The sequence below is a fragment of the Thalassospira sp. CH_XMU1420-2 genome, assembly GCF_037029325.1.
GTDB lineage: Bacteria > Pseudomonadota > Alphaproteobacteria > Rhodospirillales > Thalassospiraceae > Thalassospira > Thalassospira povalilytica.
Map to the genome: position 1 here is coordinate 193,741 of NZ_JAYMEG010000007.1, position 17,939 is coordinate 211,679.

At 55.4% G+C, this 17,939-nt stretch carries 15 protein-coding genes; 7 read left to right on the forward strand and 8 right to left on the reverse strand.

Annotated features, from left to right (window positions below; translation table 11 throughout):
* Positions 1–28 precede the first annotated feature (28 nt).
* Positions 29–445, reverse strand: coding sequence for a DUF1489 family protein (locus tag WA429_RS19225; protein WP_287466536.1), 417 nt, complete (start codon positions 443–445; stop codon positions 29–31).
* Between the two features lie 228 nt (positions 446–673).
* Between WA429_RS19225 and WA429_RS19230 the strand changes: the two genes are divergently transcribed.
* The 4 genes from WA429_RS19230 (at position 674) to WA429_RS19245 (ending at position 5,084) form a co-directional block, all read left to right on the forward strand.
* Positions 674–967, forward strand: coding sequence for a DUF2849 domain-containing protein (locus tag WA429_RS19230; RefSeq protein WP_068518591.1), 294 nt, complete (start codon positions 674–676; stop codon positions 965–967).
* Between the two features lie 11 nt (positions 968–978).
* A complete protein-coding gene (locus WA429_RS19235) occupies positions 979–2,634 on the forward strand; it encodes a nitrite/sulfite reductase (RefSeq protein WP_287466537.1) in 1,656 nt (551 codons plus the stop codon).
* Positions 2,621–3,148, forward strand: a complete 528-nt coding sequence (locus tag WA429_RS19240) for a DUF934 domain-containing protein (protein WP_068518589.1) — start codon at positions 2,621–2,623, stop codon at positions 3,146–3,148. The genes WA429_RS19235 and WA429_RS19240 overlap by 14 nt, the downstream gene beginning before the upstream one ends.
* Before the next feature lie 265 nt (positions 3,149–3,413).
* Complete coding sequence (locus WA429_RS19245; protein ID WP_287466538.1) at positions 3,414–5,084, forward strand: methyl-accepting chemotaxis protein; 1,671 nt, start codon at positions 3,414–3,416, stop codon at positions 5,082–5,084.
* Here WA429_RS19245 and WA429_RS19250 read toward each other — a convergent pair.
* The 7 genes from WA429_RS19250 to WA429_RS19280 all read right to left on the reverse strand — a co-directional run bounded on the left by WA429_RS19250 (position 5,081) and on the right by WA429_RS19280 (position 12,453).
* The gene (locus WA429_RS19250; RefSeq protein WP_287466539.1) at positions 5,081–5,584 is read right to left on the reverse strand and encodes a GNAT family N-acetyltransferase; all 504 of its coding nucleotides are present in this window, start codon (positions 5,582–5,584) and stop codon (positions 5,081–5,083) included. The genes WA429_RS19245 and WA429_RS19250 overlap by 4 nt on opposite strands.
* Before the next feature lie 3 nt (positions 5,585–5,587).
* On the reverse strand, positions 5,588–6,517 hold the full coding sequence (locus WA429_RS19255; protein WP_287466540.1) for a hydroxymethylglutaryl-CoA lyase: 930 nt from the start codon (positions 6,515–6,517) through the stop codon (positions 5,588–5,590).
* Positions 6,517–8,520 carry an acetyl/propionyl/methylcrotonyl-CoA carboxylase subunit alpha gene (locus tag WA429_RS19260; RefSeq protein ID WP_287466541.1) on the reverse strand — a complete coding sequence of 668 codons (2,004 nt, stop codon included), beginning with the start codon at positions 8,518–8,520 and terminating at the stop codon, positions 6,517–6,519. The genes WA429_RS19255 and WA429_RS19260 overlap by 1 nt, the downstream gene beginning before the upstream one ends.
* Positions 8,520–9,332 carry an enoyl-CoA hydratase/isomerase family protein gene (locus tag WA429_RS19265; protein WP_287466542.1) on the reverse strand — a complete coding sequence of 271 codons (813 nt, stop codon included), beginning with the start codon at positions 9,330–9,332 and terminating at the stop codon, positions 8,520–8,522. The genes WA429_RS19260 and WA429_RS19265 overlap by 1 nt, the downstream gene beginning before the upstream one ends.
* Before the next feature lie 7 nt (positions 9,333–9,339).
* The gene (locus WA429_RS19270; protein WP_287466543.1) at positions 9,340–10,950 is read right to left on the reverse strand and encodes a carboxyl transferase domain-containing protein; all 1,611 of its coding nucleotides are present in this window, start codon (positions 10,948–10,950) and stop codon (positions 9,340–9,342) included.
* Between the two features lie 293 nt (positions 10,951–11,243).
* On the reverse strand, positions 11,244–11,855 hold the full coding sequence (locus WA429_RS19275) for a 2-hydroxychromene-2-carboxylate isomerase (RefSeq protein WP_068518582.1): 612 nt from the start codon (positions 11,853–11,855) through the stop codon (positions 11,244–11,246).
* A 124-nt stretch (positions 11,856–11,979) separates the two neighbouring features.
* The gene (locus WA429_RS19280; protein ID WP_068518581.1) at positions 11,980–12,453 is read right to left on the reverse strand and encodes an Lrp/AsnC ligand binding domain-containing protein; all 474 of its coding nucleotides are present in this window, start codon (positions 12,451–12,453) and stop codon (positions 11,980–11,982) included.
* Positions 12,454–12,657: 204 nt separating this feature from the next.
* Here WA429_RS19280 and putA point away from each other — a divergent pair, with 204 nt between their 5' ends.
* From putA to WA429_RS19295, 3 genes are all read left to right on the forward strand, one after another.
* Positions 12,658–16,461 carry a bifunctional proline dehydrogenase/L-glutamate gamma-semialdehyde dehydrogenase PutA gene (gene putA / locus WA429_RS19285; RefSeq protein WP_287466544.1) on the forward strand — a complete coding sequence of 1,268 codons (3,804 nt, stop codon included), beginning with the start codon at positions 12,658–12,660 and terminating at the stop codon, positions 16,459–16,461.
* 431 nt (positions 16,462–16,892) lie between these two features.
* On the forward strand, positions 16,893–17,522 hold the full coding sequence (locus tag WA429_RS19290) for a BON domain-containing protein (RefSeq protein ID WP_068518578.1): 630 nt from the start codon (positions 16,893–16,895) through the stop codon (positions 17,520–17,522).
* 157 nt (positions 17,523–17,679) lie between these two features.
* A complete protein-coding gene (locus tag WA429_RS19295) occupies positions 17,680–17,913 on the forward strand; it encodes a (2Fe-2S)-binding protein (protein WP_068518577.1) in 234 nt (77 codons plus the stop codon).
* Positions 17,914–17,939: the final 26 nt, after the last annotated feature.

The window sequence follows — 17,939 nt, forward strand, 5'->3', positions numbered from 1 at the left end:
GGGGCATTTGCCCCGGCCGGTTCCTGGATCAGATCAAGCCAAGATCGCGTAACTCATCGGCCATGTCATCGGGCAGCGTTTCAGTACCGCCGCCCTGTTTGTCATCGGGCGGGCATTTGTCTTCGGTCAGGTAACGCCATCCCTGAAAGGCACGATGCGGATAGGGGCGGGTTTCGATCAGTTCGGGATCAAGAACGATACGGCAATATTTGGTGCCTTCTTCATTGACGAATTCTTCAAGATCAATGACGCGCTGGCGACAGCGAATGGCCCCTTTGATCACCCAATAGATCGAACCACCATCCAGAATCTCGTCGCGGCGTTTGGGCGTCATGCGCGTGGTGTGGAAAATCCGGCCATAGTTTTCCAGAAACCATGTCTGCCATTCCCGCAGTCCTTCCGGGGTTTCCGTGCCGACGCTGAGTTTGATGATATGCAGTGGCATTTCGTGATCTTCTTTTGGGGCGTTTTGTCGCAGGGATATGTTCCGCGTTCTGACCTAGAACCCCTACGATCAGGGGTCAAGGACGGATTAATAAAACACATAAATTAGTGTATTTAAGTCTATTTCACAAAAAAACTTGACCAATTTTGATTAATCAGACAAATTCTTGTGCAGAAAAGGTCCGATCAATGGGCCAAACCCGAGAGATTTACAGGCTGAGAGAACCGAATGTCCCTGCAAGTTGTCACGGCAAACCGTCTTGGTGATGGGTTGGTGGTGTTTTTGACCGCACAAGGCGGTTGGAGCGAAAACATCAATGACGCCCGCGTTGCCGACGGAAAAGATGCCGCCGAGGCGATGCTTGCCGAAGCAAGCGCCCCCGAACTCGACGTGGTTATCGTCGGGCCGTATCTGATTGATGTCGAACAGCAGGACGGTGGACTGGTTCCGACAAAATACCGCGAAGTTCTGCGCACCAAAGGCCCGAGTGTCCGTGAAGACCTTGGCTATCAGGCGGTATAAGGAGAGACCCGATGTATCGTTACGACGATTTTGACCGCCAGCTTGTTCAGGAACGCACCGAGCAGTTCCGCGAACAGGTAAAACGCCGTCTGGCCGGTGACATTACCGAAGAACAGTTCCGTCCGCTGCGTTTGATGAATGGTGTGTATCTTCAGTTGCACGCCTATATGCTGCGCGTTGCCATTCCCTATGGCACGCTGCGCGCTGATCAGCTGCGTCAGCTTGGCATGATTGCCCGCAAATATGACAAGGGCTATGGTCATTTCACCACGCGCCAGAATATCCAGTATAACTGGCCGAAGCTTGATGAAATTCCCGACGCATTGCTTGATCTTGCCAATGTCGAGATGCATGCCATCCAGACGTCTGGCAACTGCATTCGTAATACCACGACCGACCAGTATGCCGGTGCCGCGGCCGATGAAATCGAAGATCCGCGTCCCTATTGCGAACTGATCCGCCAGTGGTCGACATTCCACCCGGAATTCACCTACTTGCCGCGCAAGTTCAAAATCGCAGTGACCGGTTCTCCCAATGACCGTGCGGCGGTCAAGGTGCATGATATCGGCCTTCGCATGCATCAGAACGACGCAGGTGAAACCGGCTTTGAAGTCATCGTTGGTGGTGGTCTTGGCCGTACGCCATTTGTTGGCAAAACCGTCCGTGACTTCATCGGCAAGAATGACCTGTTTTCGTATCTTGAGGCCATCCTGCGTGTTTATAACCGTTTTGGCCGTCGCGATAACAAGTACAAGGCCCGTATCAAGATCCTGGTTCATGAACTTGGTGTCGAGGAAGTCCGCCGTCTTGTCGAAGAAGAATGGGAACAGATCAAGGACGGTTCCCTGCGTGTCGGCGATGAAGAAATTGCACATTACATTGCGCAATTCGCACCGCCTGCATTCGAAGACCTGTCTGATGACGATGCCGATTTTGAACGCCACAAGGCGGAAAATCGCGGCTTCTTCAACTGGGTGCGTTCGAACGTGGTCGCACACAAGCAGCCGGGCTATGCCATTGCCAACGTGTCGCTCAAACCGATTGGCGGCATTCCAGGCGATGCAACCGATAGCCAGATGGAACTGGTTGCCGATCTTTCGGAAAAATACAGCTTTGGCGATGTCCGTGTGACCCATGAACAGAACCTTGTTCTGCCGCATGTGAAAAAGGCCGATCTGTTTGCCCTTTGGACCTCCCTTGATGCGGCGGGTCTGGGGACGGCAAACCTTGGTTATGTCACCGATATCATTTCCTGCCCGGGGCTTGATTATTGCGCGCTGGCAACCGCACGTTCGATCCCGCTGTCGCAGCGCATTTCAGAACGTTTCGGTGATCTGGAACGCCAGCATGACATTGGCGAACTCAAGATCAAGATTTCCGGCTGCATCAATGCCTGCGGGCATCACCATGTCGGCCATATCGGTATTCTTGGTCTCGATAAGCGCGGCAAGGAATTCTATCAGATCACCCTGGGCGGCGATGCCAGCCAGGATGCATCGATCGGCAAGATCGCCGGTGCCGGTTTCTCCGAGGCCGAGGTTGTCGATGCCATCGAAAGTCTGGTGACCAAATATATCGAAATCCGCGAAAGCGGCGAACGTTTCATCGACACCTATCGTCGTGTCGGCATGGACCCGTTCAAGGAGGTGCTTTATGGCGATCGTTAAGAATGACAGCGTGATCGAACAGGAATGGATCACCGTTGATGCCGAAGGCGATCTGCCATCCAGCGATGAAAACCTGATCGTGCCGCTGGCACGGTTCAAGGAAGAACGCGACAGCCTTCTGGGGCGCAATGGTGGTTTGGGCGTACAGCTCAATCCCGGTGACGCGCCCGAAGATCTGGCGGATGATCTTGACCGCCTGTCGATCATTACGGTCAATTTCCCGGCCTATACCGACGGTCGCGGCTATTCATACGGCCGCGTTCTGCGCGAACGGATGGGGTTCAAGGGCGAATTGCGCGCCATTGGCGACGTCCTGCGTGACCAGATCCTTTATATGCATCGTTGCGGCTTTGATTCCTATGAACTGAATGTCGATGGCGAAACCGCCTTGACCAAGGTTCGCGCCGCATTGAAGGAAATGACGGTCTATTATCAGCCGACCGGTGACGGTCGCGTCACGGCCCAGTCCCTGCGCGAACGCCGTCGCGCTGCGCTGGATCAGAAAGCATCATGATTTCGGGCCCTGTGGCCTGATAATCATACCGAACAGACAGGGCCGTGTGGTTCTGGCACAAGGGCACCCGATCGGGTGCCCTTTCTTTTTGTTCTTTTATGTCTGTTGGTTAGGTGGCCGGATCATTTGTTCGATTGCAGCTTGCCATGCGGATACAACCTGTAATATGTGACATTGTTCACACAAAATCCGACGCAAGCCTTTGCTTTTCTTATATTTAAATAAGCCCAGTCTATGTCGGGCGACTTGGCGATAGGAGCGCTTCATGATCGCGGCATTTAACAATCTGAAAATATCGGCAAAGGTGTTTGGTGGCTTTGGGGCCATCCTTGTCCTTTTGGCGGGCGTCTCCATGATCGGGGTGCTGTCGATTGGCAGTGTGGGGGATGATTTTGTGCGCTATCGACAGGTCGCATTGCAATCCAACCAGGCCGGCCGTGTGCAGGCCAACCTTCTCGAAGCACGGGTTGCTGTAAAAGATTACCTGCTGACCGGAAATGCCCAGTCCGCCCAGCGGGTCAAGGACCGCCTTGCCGCGACTTCCGCACTCAATGATGAGTTGGCGGCGCTTTTGACAGAAGACGACCGCAAGGAAGATGCGCGTCTGGCGGGCGAGAACCTTGAAATCTATTCCGAAGCGTTTGACAGGCTGGTGGCATTGCCGGCAGGCGATCCGGCGCGCGCAGATATCGTGACCAATACCCTTGACCGTATTGGTCCGATTGTCGCCAAGGAACTTGAAGAACTGAAACTTGATGTCAAAGCCGAACAGGATGAAATCGGACCGCGTGCAACTGCGGCCGCCGAACAGTCGGTCATCATCAGCGAAGTCCTTTCGGGATTTGCCATCATACTCGGGATTGCAGCGGCATGGTTCATCGGTGCGGGCATCTCCGGTCCGATCCGCAAGATCACCGATGCGATGAATGATCTTGCCGGTGGCAACAAGCAGGTTGAAATTCCCGGTCAGGATCGCAGCGACGAAATCGGCAATATGTCCAAGGCGGTTCTGGTCTTTAAACAGAACATGATCCGGGCGGATGAACTGGCCGCCCAGGAGGCCGAGGCCGTCAAGGTCCGCGAACAGCGTGCCCGGAAAATCAGTGAATTGACCACCGGCTTTGATGCGGATATCTCGGTGGTTCTGAAAACGCTGGCGTCGGCTGCGACCGAAATGCAGGCAACCGCAACCGGCATGAGCAGCACGGCCGAAGAAACCAGTCGCCAGTCGGGTATTGTTGCCGCGGCTGCCGAACAGGCATCAACCAATGTTCAGACCGTGGCCAGTGCCACCGAAGAACTCAGCGCGTCGATTGCTGAAATCAATCAGCAGGTCAATCAGTCCACGGCGGTGGCCCATCGCGCGGTCGAGGATGCGGAAAAAACCAACGCACAGGTCCGCGGTCTTGCCGAAGCCGCCCAGAAGATCGGCGATGTTGTCGGTCTGATCAGCGACATCGCGGAACAGACCAATCTTCTGGCCCTGAACGCCACGATCGAGGCCGCCCGTGCCGGCGATGCGGGCAAGGGTTTTGCCGTTGTCGCCGCAGAGGTCAAAAACCTTGCGACCGCTACATCGCGCGCGACCGAGGATATCACAGCCCAGATCACCGGCATTCAGAATGAAACCAATGGTGCGGTGAATGCGATTGCCTCGATCTCGACGACGATTGCCGAGATCAGCGAAATTTCAGCAGCAATTGCAAGTGCGGTCGAACAACAGGGGGCGGCGACTCTTGAGATCACCCGAAACGTGCAGGAAGCATCGGTCGGGACATCCGAAGTCACCACCAATATTGTCAGCGTGAATGAAGCAGCCGATTCAACCGGTACCGCGGCCGAGCAGGTTCTCAGCGCCGCAGCAGAATTGTCCAAGGAGTCTGAAAACCTGCGCAGCAAGGTCGAGCAGTTCCTGAATTCTGTACGGGCAGCCTAGGCTAGATCAGACGGCGTAAGGGTCATCAAAAGACAGGGGCCCTTCGCCGTTTCATATTCCCGCCCGGCCTTGAAACCGATGGTTTCATAACACCGGATGGCGCGTTCGTTTTCGGGATCCGGGTCAATGCCGATCATTGGCGCACCGCGTTCAAACAGCATGCGGGCCAGTGTTTTCAAAAACATCTGCCCATGCCCGCATCCCATCATGTCAGGCACTCCGATAAACGCATCCATACAGCGTGTCTGGGCGGGCAGGGGATCAAAATGCGCCTGGGGCCATTGATGGGCATCGTAATGCTGGGCAAAGGCAAAGGGCCGGTTGCGGTATGACACAATCAGCGTTGCCATTTCGGCCAGTTCGACATCTTCGGAAATCAGTTCAATCTGTTCGGCCGGGTCGCCCCACCAGCGGATAACTTCGGGCACATGCAACCAGCGTCCAATCAGTGGCAGATCATTTGGGGTGGCCCGTCGGAAGCTGTAATTTGACGGGCCCATTCATTATTCCCCGGAAGTTTGCCGCTTTGCCGCAAAGGCCAGATTGACCTTCGAAGCACTTGATCTTCCTATCTGATCACAAATCCAGCTTCCTGTCTCGGCAAGCTTTTCAAGATCGATACCGGTCTCAATCCCAAGGCCGTTCAGCATATAGACAACGTCCTCGGTCGCGACATTGCCACTGGCGCCTTTGGCATAGGGGCAGCCGCCAAGACCCGCAACCGAACTGTCGATGGTGGCAACGCCCATCTGAAGAACCGCCAGCAAGTTTGCCAGTGCCTGACCATAGGTGTCATGGAAATGCGCGGCCAGTTTTTCGACCGGGACATGTTTGGCAACTGCATCAATCATCGCCTGTGCCTTGGTCGGAGTGCCCGTTCCAATGGTGTCGCCCAGACTGATTTCATAGCACCCCATGTCATAAAGGGCCTTGGAAACCTCGGCGACTTTTGCAGGGGCGATATCGCCTTCATACGGGCAACCCAAAACGCAGGACACATAGCCGCGGACGGCAAGGCCGGCCGCGCGGGCGGCATCCGTTACCGGGCGAAAACGATCGAGGCTTTCGGCAATCGAACAATTGATATTCTTTTGCGAGAAACTTTCCGATGCCGCGCCAAACACCGCAACCTCGGTCGCGCCGCTGGCGATGGCGGCTTCCAGCCCCTTAAGGTTCGGGGCCAGCACCGGATAGGTCACGCCATGCTTGCGGGTGATCTGTGCCATGACCTCGGACGCATCGGCCATTTGCGGCACCCATTTCGGGCTGACAAAGGCGGTGGCCTCGATCACGGATAGTCCGGCATCATTCAGCCGGTTGATCAATTCCACCTTGGTGGCGGTCGCAACCATCGTCTTTTCGTTCTGAAGCCCGTCACGCGGACCGACTTCAACGATTTTAACCTGGTTTGGCAGATCGGAAATCGCGGCCATTACTGGGCCTCCTCAATCGCGATCAGTTCGGCGCCATCATCAACCTGATCGCCGACGGTAAAGAACACTTCCTTGACCGTGCCCGAAACGGGGGCGGAAATGGTGTGTTCCATTTTCATCGCTTCCATGACGACAAGCTTGTCCCCGGCGGTTACGGTCTGGCCGGGTTCGGCCATCACGGCGATGATTTTACCGGGCATCGGGGCGGTCAGACCGCCACCGGCACCTTCGTTGCCACCGGCTGCTGCCAGCGGATCAAAGATATCAAGACGATCAACGCGACCGGTGCGGAATATTGTCATACGATTGCCGTCGCGCAGGACCGTGGCCCGTTTGCGGACATTATCAAGTTTGGCAACAATCGCGCCGTTTTCATCATAATCGGCAGACGCGATGATAGCGCTACCATCGGGCATATCGATGACATAGCCGCTGTCGCGGTAATGGACTTTGACCGCGATGTCCGATCCTTCGTGACGCAGGATCAGGTCATGGTGGTTATCGTCATTCAGACGGAAACCGGCCGTGCTGTTCCAGGGCGAATAGGGATCGTTGCTTTGGGCTGCATGTGCTGCGGCCTCTGCATCGCGGGTCAACAGGATATCAAGGGCGGTAAATGCCAGGGCCTCGTTATCGGGTGTTGCCGGTGCCGGGATCAGGTCATCCTGATAATGCGGGATAAAGCCGGTTTCGACTTCGCCGCGTTCAAAGGCCGGATGACGGGCAATATTGCCAAGGAAACCGGTATTGGTGGTGACCCCGACGATCTGAACATCATCAAGGGCGGATGCCATACGGCGCAGCGCCGATTTGCGATCGACATCCCAAGTGATCAGCTTGGCGATCATCGGGTCATAATGGATCGAAACTTCGCCACCTTCATACACGCCGGTATCGACGCGCACATGGTCGGTTTCACGCGGCATGCGCATATGCACAAGCTTGCCGGTGGCCGGCAGGAAATCGTTCTGCGGGTCTTCGGCATAGATGCGAACTTCGAACGAATGGCCGTTGATCGACAGTTCTTCCTGCGCCTTGGGCAATTTTTCACCATCAGCAACGCGAAGCTGCCATTCCACCAGATCCTCGCCGGTGATTTTTTCGGTCACCGGATGTTCGACCTGAAGGCGGGTATTCATTTCCATGAAATAGAAACTGCCCGACGCATCAAGAAGGAATTCAACCGTACCGGCCCCCTGATAGCCGATGGCCTTGGCGGCATCGACGGCGGCCTGTCCCATCTGGGCGCGGAGTTCCTGGCTCATGCCCGGGGCAGGGGCTTCTTCGATCACTTTCTGGTGGCGACGCTGAAGCGAACAGTCACGTTCAAACAGGTAAACCGCGTTGCCGTGGCTGTCGGCAAAGACCTGAATTTCGACATGGCGCGGTTTGACAATCAGCTTTTCAATCAGGCAATGGTCATCGCCAAAGCTGCTGGCGGCTTCGCGTTTGCAACTGATCAGGGCGTCCTTGAAGTCGGATGCCTTTTCAACGGCGCGCATGCCCTTGCCGCCACCACCGGCCGATGCCTTGATCAGAACCGGATAACCGATTTTGTCGGCCTCGGCGGCCAAAAGGTCGGGGTCCTGATCTTCACCGTGATAGCCGGGGACAAGCGGCACACCGGCCTTGTCCATGATTTTCTTGGCTTCGGATTTGGAGCCCATCGCCCGGATCGCACTTGCCGGTGGTCCGACAAAGACACAACCGGCTTTTTCAAGCGCGTCAGCAAAACCGGCATTTTCCGACAGGAACCCATAGCCCGGATGAACCGCATCGGCACCTGATTGCGCAATGACTTCAAGCAGACGGTCGGTGCGCAGATAGCTGTCCTTTGGGGCCGGCGCGCCGATGTGATAGGCCTCGTCAGCATGTTTGACATGCAACGCATTGGCGTCCGCGTCGGAATAAACGGCAACGGTTGCAATACCCATGCGACGGGCGGTCTTGATCACGCGGCAGGCAATTTCACCGCGGTTGGCGATCAGTAATTTACGCGGCATTATTTCTTGCTCCAGTTCGCGGGACGTTTTTCGAGAAAGGCACCCACACCTTCGCGGCCTTCATCGCTGGCACGCTGATCGGCGATGCGGTGCGCGGTATCGTCAATGACTGCGTCCGAAATCGGCTTGTTGGCAACCGCATAGATCAGGTCCTTGGCGGCATGCATGGCTGCCGGGCCATTGGCCAGCAGAATATTTGCCATTTCATCACCGCGCGCAGCCAGTTCATCACCCGCAACGATTTCATGCACCAGTCCGATCTGTTTGGCGGTTTCGGCGTTGAACCGTTCGGCACTCAGGAAATAACGGCGGGCCTGATTAACCCCGATGGCCTCGACCACATAGGGTGAAATAACCGCCGGGATCAGGCCAAGCTTGACCTCGGACAGGCAGAAACTTGCCCGATCAGATGCAATCACGATGTCACAGCACGCGGCAAGGCCAACCCCGCCGCCAAAGGCAGCCCCGTTGACCAGCGCGATGGTTGGTTTTGACGCAAAGTTCAAAACCTTCATCAGTTTGGCAAGTGCCCGTGAATCGGCAAGGTTTTCGCCGTGGCTATATCCCGCCATGCGCTTCATCCAGTTCAGGTCCGCACCCGCCGAAAAGCTTTTGCCAGCCCCAGTCAGAATGATGACGCGGACAAGCGGATCGGCATCAAGGGCTTCGATTTTGCCGGTCAGATCCGCGATCAGAACATCATCAAACGCATTGTGTATGTCCGGGCGGTTCAACGTGATGGTTGCGACACCGTTTGGCGCAATTTCGCAGATGGCGGCATCAGTCATGTTATTGCTGTTTACATTGGTCATGACGGCCTCACATTCTGAAGACGCCAAACCGGGTTTCTTCGACCGGTTTGTTAAGGGCGGCCGACAGGCCAAGGCCAAGAACCATGCGGGTATCAGCCGGATCAATCACGCCATCATCCCACAGACGCGCCGACGCGTAATAGGGGTGGCCCTGTTCTTCGTATTGGTCGCGGATCGGGGCCTTGAAGGCTTCCTGTTCTGCTTCGGGCCAGGTTTCACCGCGCTTTTCGGCGGCATCGGCACGAATTTGGGTCAGAACATTTGCCGCCTGTTCGCCGCCCATCACCGAGATGCGGGCATTTGGCCACATCCACAGGAAACGCGGGCTATAGGCGCGCCCGCACATGCCATAGTTGCCAGCCCCGAACGATCCACCGATCAGGACGGTGAATTTCGGCACATTGGCGGTGGCAACCGCGGTCACAAGCTTTGCCCCATCCTTGGCAATGCCGCCGCTTTCATATTTGCGGCCGATCATAAAGCCGGTGATGTTTTGCAGGAACACCAGCGGAATGCCGCGCTGTGCACACAGTTCGATGAAATGCGCACCCTTAAGGGCGCTTTCGGAAAACAGGATGCCGTTATTGGCAATGATGCCGACCGGATAGCCAAAGATACGGGCAAAGCCGGTCACAAGGGTGGTGCCGTACTGGGCCTTGAATTCATCAAATTCCGAACTGTCCACGATACGGGCAATGATTTCGCGCACGTCATAGGGTTTCTTGGTGTCGGTCGGCACCACGCCATAAATTTCGCGCGGGTCGTAGGCCGGCGCGCGCGGCTCGGTCAGGGTCAGGCCGGGGTTCTTTGTCCAGTTCAGGTTTTTGACAATGTCGCGCGCAATCGACAGCGCGTGATTGTCATCCTGTGCATAATGGTCGGTAACACCCGATGTTTTGCAATGAACGTCTGCACCGCCAAGGTCTTCGGCCGAAACGACTTCGCCGGTCGCGGCCTTTACCAGCGGCGGACCACCCAGGAAAATTGTGCCCTGTTTGCGAACGATGATGCTTTCATCGGACATGGCCGGGACATAGGCACCGCCCGCCGTGCAGGACCCCATGACAACGGCGATCTGCGGGATGCCCTTGGAGGACATGGTGGCCTGGTTAAAGAAGATGCGTCCGAAATGGTCGCGATCCGGGAATACATCATCCTGACGGGGCAGGTTGGCACCGCCGCTATCGACCAGATAGATGCAGGGCAGATTGTTTTCGAGTGCGATTTCCTGGGCGCGAAGGTGCTTTTTGACGGTCATCGGGTAATAGGAGCCCCCCTTGACCGTCGCATCGTTGGCGACAATGACGCATTCAACACCCGACACCCGGCCAATGCCGGTAATGATGCCGGCAGCCGGCACATCCTCGTCCCCATACATGCCATGTGCGGCAAGTTGGGAAAGTTCAAGAAATGGCGATCCGATATCAAGAAGCTGGCGAATACGCTCACGCGGCAAAAGCTTTCCGCGGCTGGTATGACGTTCGCGCGCGCGTTCCCCGCCGCCAAGTTTGACTGCGGCGATCTGTTCACGCAGGTCGGCCACCAGTTTTTCCATGTGTTCGGCATTGTTGCGGAATTCTTCCGAGCGGGAATTCACCGCAGATTTCAGTACCGTCATTGTCCGTCTGCACCGTTTGTTATGGGCAATCCGTCGCCCGATGGGTTGGCGTTCATGAGGTTGTTATGGGGTAAGTTTACGTAAGCGTCAATATTAAATCGGTATTTTAGTACCGGAATTGTATATATACAATGCGCGCATCGGTTATCCGCAGTTTTCTGCGGGTTTTTGGTTTGTCATTACGTTGCGCTGCAATGATGAAGTTTGGTCCGCCATATCAATGTTGCCCCGGATTTTGCAAAATCCAGTGGTGACGGGGCCAATTTTAAATCGGGAAATTCGGGTGGGCTGAATTAACTGTCGCTCGTGCTTCGGCGCAGTGAAATCCACTGTTCAAGCTGATCGAGGCGATCGTTCCCGAAGAACGGCTCGTCCTCATAGAAGAAGAACGGGGATCCGAACGCCCCCATGGCGATGGCTTCGTCGGTTATTTCGCGGGTGCGCTGTTTCCAGCGCGGCGATTCGACGGCCTGGCGCATTTCACCGGGATTAATTGAATGGCGGGTGGCTGCCGCAAAGACATTTTCCGGATTGGCCATATCAAGCCCGTCGGCGAAATAGCCGCGATAGATATCCTTGGCAAAGCGGCGCGCCAGTGATGGTGAGCGTGATTCAAGCCAATAAAACGCACGCGTCGGTACGAGCGCGGAATAGGGGAAGTTTTGCGGAATGTTGAACGGTGTGCCTTGCAGGCGTGCACAGCGTTCCATGTCATGGCGGAAATATTTGCCACGAATCGGCTGGCTCAGAAGCGGACTTTGCCCGGTTTGCTTAAACGCAGCACCGATCATGAAGGGGCGCCAGATGACCGTAACGCCAACCCGCGATTCGAATTCTTCCATCCGCTCGGCAGCGAGGTAACCATAGGGTGAGGAGAAATCGAAATAGAAGCTGACTTCGGACATATTCCTGCACCTGATCTGTTTGCTTTGTTTTGGGCAATAACCAACCCAAACAGGTTTTCATCCTGTTTGTCTTTATTCGATAGTGCGGCATTAAGCTATTGCAAAGCAACCAAAAAACAGCAGATCAGGGGATCGTGATGCCCGGGCGGACTTTTACTTCTTCCATCACGACATATGTATGAGTCTGGCTGACGCCCTGAACCGAGGATAGCCGTTCAAGGAACTCGCGATAGGCATACATGTCTTCAACCCGAAGTTTGGCAAGATAATCAAATCCGCCCGCCACCATGTGGCATTCCTCGATTTCCGGCAGCTTGCGGATGGCTGCGGCAAAGACATCAAAAACATCCGGGGTTGTGCGGTCCAGGGTGATTTCGACGAACACAACCAGCGACTGGTTCAGCTTGCGCGGGTCAAGTGTTGCCATATAGCCGGTGATAAACCCGTGCTGTTCAAGGCGGCGCACGCGTTCAAGACACGGCGTCGGGCTAAGATTGACGCGACGGGACAGCTCGACATTGGACATGCGTCCGTCATTTTGAAGTTCACGCAGGATCTGCTTGTCGATCTTGTCGAGACTCTTTTGGTTCTTCTGCATATCGAATGTCTTACCAGTGTTTGTGACTGCGCAAAGGCGAATTGTTTGGATGATATATCGTATTTTACGGAAAAATGGCAGCACATTTTTAGGGTGAAATACTAATGTCTGAGGCCATAGAGGTGCCATCAGGCTCAAAAAGCAGTGCTTTGTGCTGTTTTGCGACCCGTCAAAGTCAATAATACCAGGGAGAGGTCGAACGACATGTTCCGCGCTGAATTGCCCCAACCCAACGATATCCGCCAGCAGATCCGTGATGCGTATCGCGCGGACGAAGAAGCCGCCGTCGAACGTCTGATTGAAAAGGCGCGCCTGTCCCCCGAACAGACCGCGCGCGTTCAGTCACGCGCCTATCAGCTGGTTGCCAATGTTCGCAAGGCCGACAATGGCAAAAGCGGCATTGATGCGTTGCTCCATGAATATGAATTGTCGAGCAAGGAAGGCGTCATTCTGATGTGTCTGGCCGAAGCATTGCTGCGCGTGCCAGATGCTGTTACCGCCGATAAGCTTATTCAGGACAAGCTGTTTGATGCGGATTGGCAAAGCCATCTGGGCCATTCCGACAGTTTCTTTGTCAATGCGTCGACCTGGGGGCTGATGCTGACCGGGAAGGTCATCAAATTCGGCAAGGCGGAAAAGGCCGATCCGGGCCGGTTGCTTAAGCGCATGATCGCACGATCGGGCGAGCCGGTCATTCGCAAGGCCTTTAATCAGGCCATGCGCATCATGGGCCGCCAGTTCGTGATGGGCCGCACCATTGATGAGGCCGCCGAACGTGCCAAGGCGAACGAGGAAAAGGGCTATCGCTATTCCTATGACATGCTGGGCGAAGCGGCCCGCACCATGGAAGACGCCGATCGCTATTACAAGGCATATGAAGACGCGATCAATGATATCGGTCGGGTTGCCAATGGGCGCGGCCCGATCGACAGCCCGGGAATTTCGGTAAAGCTTTCGGCGATCCACCCGCGCTATGATTTTGCCAATTATGACCGCGTCATGAATGAATTGACGCCGCGCCTGAAACAACTGGCGTTGCTGGCCAAGAAATATGACATCGGCTTTACCGTCGATGCCGAGGAAGCCAACCGTCTTGATCTGTCGCTTGATGTGATCGGGGCGGTGTTTGCCGACCCGGAACTTGATGGCTGGGAAGGATATGGTCTTGCCGTGCAGGCCTATCAGAAACGGGCCTATTACGTTCTGGAATGGCTTGCTGATCTGTCGGTCAAGGTGGGCCGCAAAATGATGGTGCGCCTGGTGAAGGGCGCCTATTGGGATACCGAAGTCAAATTCAGTCAGGAAAACGGGTTTGAAGGTTATCCCTGCTTCACGCGCAAGGCATCAACCGACGTTTCCTATCTGGCCTGTGCAAAGCTGATGCTGTCGCGTCGTGATGCATTCTATTGCCAGTTCGCAAGCCACAATGCCCATACCGTTGCCTCGATCCTTGAAATGGCGGGCAATGACCGCACCTTTGAATTCCAGCGCCTGCATGGCATGGGCGAAGCCCTTTATGAGCAGATCGTCGACAAGGACGGCGAAAACGTCCCGTGCCGCGTTTATGCCCCGGTCGGCACCCATGAAGACCTTCTGGCCTATCTGGTGCGTCGTCTGCTTGAAAACGGTGCAAATACAAGCTTCGTGAACCGTATCCAGGACGAGCAGCTTCCGATCGAGGAAATGATCGCCGATCCGATCGAAAAGATGGCAGCACTTCCGCGCAAGACCCATCCGAAGATCCCGGCACCGGTTGATCTATATGGGGCGGGCCGCGTCAATTCGCGCGGTATTGATCTGACCGATACCAACAAGCTGCTTCCGCTGAATGCCAAGCTTGCAGAATTCCAGCGCAAGACCTGGTCGGCTGCGCCGTTGATTGATGGCAAGCTGGTTGCGGGTACGCCGATTGATGTCGTCAATCCGGCGAAACTTGGCGAAAAGGTCGGTGACCTTGTTCAGGCCACAGAAGCCGATGTTGATGCCGCCGTTGCGGCGGCGGTCAAGGGCTATGAAATCTGGAACAAGACACCGGCATCTGAGCGGGCGAATGCGCTGCGTCGTTTGGGGGATCTGCTTGAAGACAATATGGACGAGTTCATCGCCCTGTGTCAGCGCGAAGCAGGAAAGCTTTATTCCGATGGCGTTGCCGAAGTGCGCGAAGCAGTTGATTTCTGCCGCTATTACGCAAACCGGGCCGAGGAAACTTTCCGCGAGGGAACGGTTCTTGAAGGACGCGGCGTGTTCGTCTGTATCAGCCCCTGGAACTTCCCGCTTGCGATCTTCCTTGGGCAGGTGACTGCGGCCCTTGCCGCGGGGAATGCTGTTATTGCCAAGCCGGCCGAACAGACATCATTGGTTGCGGCCCGTGCCGCCGAGCTGATCCTTGCGGCCGGTATTCCCGGTGCTGCGTTCAACCTGCTTCCCGGGCCGGGACGTGTCATTGGTAACCAGCTGATCAATGATCCGCGTATTGCCGGTGTGGCCTTTACCGGGTCGACCGAAACCGCACAGGTGATCAACCAGGCACTTGCCAAACGTCCGGGCGTTCCATTGCCGCTGATTGCGGAAACCGGTGGTCAGAATGCCATGATCGTTGATTCGACGGCCTTGCCCGAACAGGTGGTGCAGGACGCGATCATTTCCGGCTTCCAGTCGGCGGGGCAGCGTTGCTCGGCCCTGCGTGTCCTGTTTGTTCAGGAAGATATCGCAGATAAGCTTTGCCACATGCTGGTTGGCGCGATGAAGGAATTGCGGGTCGGCGATCCGAAATTCCTTGATATCGATGTTGGTCCGGTGATTGACGAAAAATCGCGCAAGACCCTTGAAGCGCATGCCGAACGCATGAAAAAGGAAGCCAAGCTGCTTCATGCCTGTGATGTTCTGCCGGAATGCAAGGACGGCACGTTCTTTGCCCCGCATTGCTTTGAAATTCCGTCGCTTGATGTTCTTGAACGCGAAGTCTTTGGTCCGGTCGTGCATGTGATCCGATACAAGGCGCGTGATCTTGACAAGGTTCTCGATCAGATCAATGCATCGGGCTATGGCCTGACCATGGGAATCCATTCCCGTATTGACGGCACCGTGCGTCAGATTTCGCAGAAATTGCGGGTTGGCAACTGCTATGTGAACCGCAACATGATCGGCGCGGTTGTCGGTGTTCAGCCGTTCGGCGGGCAGGGCAAATCCGGAACCGGGCCCAAGGCCGGTGGTCCGCACTATGTCGAACGATTTGCCAAGCCGATTGCCGTCACCGGGAATGCCGATCAGGAAACCGGTTTTGATGACCGTTCACCGATCATCGTCAAGGATGTCATTCCGTCTGACGAATATGCCGCCATGCTGGGCGCCCAGGAAAGCTGGCAGGCTGTTGATGGTAACGAACGGGTACGCATTCTTGAAAAGCTTGCGGCAAAGCTGACGGCTTCGGGTAAGGCCGAACTTGTCGACGGTGCGCATCACATCGCCAATTTCGCGGCGGTTTCCGAAAACGGTTTCGTCGCACCCAAACGGATGCCCGGCCCGACCGGTGAAACCAACGACCTTTATTGCCTTGGTCGCGGTGTCTATCTGGTGCAGGTCGACAAAAATGCCGAACCCGCCCGTGTGATCCGCCATCTTGGTGCCGCACTCGCCGCTGGTAACGCGGTTATTCTGGCCGGTGATCAGAAGTGGCTTGGCGATATTCCGGCCCTGGTGGTCGATGCCGGCTTGCCAGACAAGCTGGTCAAGTCGGTTGGTACCAATACCGGCCTTGGCGCGATGTATGACGGGGCGATTGCCGGTGTGTCCTGTGTTGCGCCGCTGGATCGGGTTACGGCCTTCAAACAGCTTCTGGCAAAGCGCGATGGCGCGATCCTGTCGCTGATTTCCGATAGCGGTGCCGAAGATGACGGTGCGCTTCCTGATGAAGCCTTCCTGCATCGCTTTGCCACGGAAAAGACCATCACCATCAATACCACGGCGGCCGGTGGCAATGCGTCGCTGATGTCGATGGATGAAAACTGATCCACCTGCAACGGTGGCAGATGCATGGACCGGGATGAAAATTCCGGTCCATTTTTCTTTCATTCATTTTATTTTATGTACTATGCGGCCCTGCGCATTTGCGGCGGGCTTTTTTTTGTCAAAATTCACTGCAATAGATGAAAGAGCCAAAAGCACGTTGCGTTAATTCTGATCCACTTTGCACGATATAGGCCCCAGTTCGAAATCAAACGAAGGCCAACAGGGATAAGGCCGGACCGGTGGTGTGAACCACTGGAAAACCGGCCGTCTGAAGCCGGGCAAGGTGAACCAGATTTGATGCAGCAGGCTTTTAAAACAGGAACAGATCAGGATTTGTCGCGTTTGTTCAGAATGGATGACGGATCGCGACACATTCGGATCGCCCGATATTTTTGAACCCATGCCGGGCAGGCATGAAAAGGAGAACATTGATGATCAAGGTTAACCGAGGCTGGCGCAGTGTGATGAAGACGCTTTCGGTCTGTGCAGTTTTGGCAGCGCCGCTTGCTGCTTGTGGACCGCTTCAAATGCCGCTTGAAGACCGCACGGGTAACGACCAGTGGCTTGATACCCAGATCAAGTCAGGCATCCTTGGCGAGTTTTCCAAAGTGGATCACACCTATCTGATGGATGTGAATATCGACATCTGGAAACAGAATGTCATGGTCACGGGCATGGTTGATTCAAAGGGCAAATATTACGATGTGATGTCGCTGGTCAAACAGGATAACCGCATCAAGACGGTCTATGATCATCTGGTGATTGCCGATCAGGAAACCATCGATGCCTATCACCGCGCCGAAGACCAGTATGGCAAAAATGCCGTGCCGGCGGATTCGGCCACCCAGTCCGTTTCAGACGTCTGGATCGAAGGCCAGATTAAGGCATTGTTATTGGCCGAAAAAGGCGTGAGTTCGGTCAACTATCGTTGGCAGGCCGTGCAGAATGTCGTCTATATCATGGGCGAAGCGCAGACCGATGAGGAGCTCAACAAGGTGCTTTCGATCGTGCGCCGGATCAAAGGTGTATCGCGCGTGGTCAGCCATGTAAGCGTTGCCTGATCTTACTGTAAGTAAACAGTTTTTCGAAAATTCCCCGCAGAGATTAAACCCTGCGGGGAATTTTTTTGTCGTTGAAACTTGCGAAAGTGTTTGAAAACTATTCGCAGTTACCTTAGATGTGAGTGCACGTAATTAATAACTGATTGCAATCGCACTTATGTATGTCTGCATCTGCAACGCGCTAAGGGAAAAAGACGTCCGCCGTGCCGCCGAAGAAGGCGGTGCTTCGCGTCCGGCAGAAGTTTTCCGTTTTCATGGCTGTGCCCCACAATGCGGCAAGTGCGCCTGTCACATGCGCGCCGAATTGCTGCAGGCAAAAACATGCGGCAATTGTGATTGCGATGATGCAGCAGCCGTAACCGCGAACGTCGCACCGATCGCGGCGGAGTAATCCGGTTCGGTTAAGCTGTAACATCA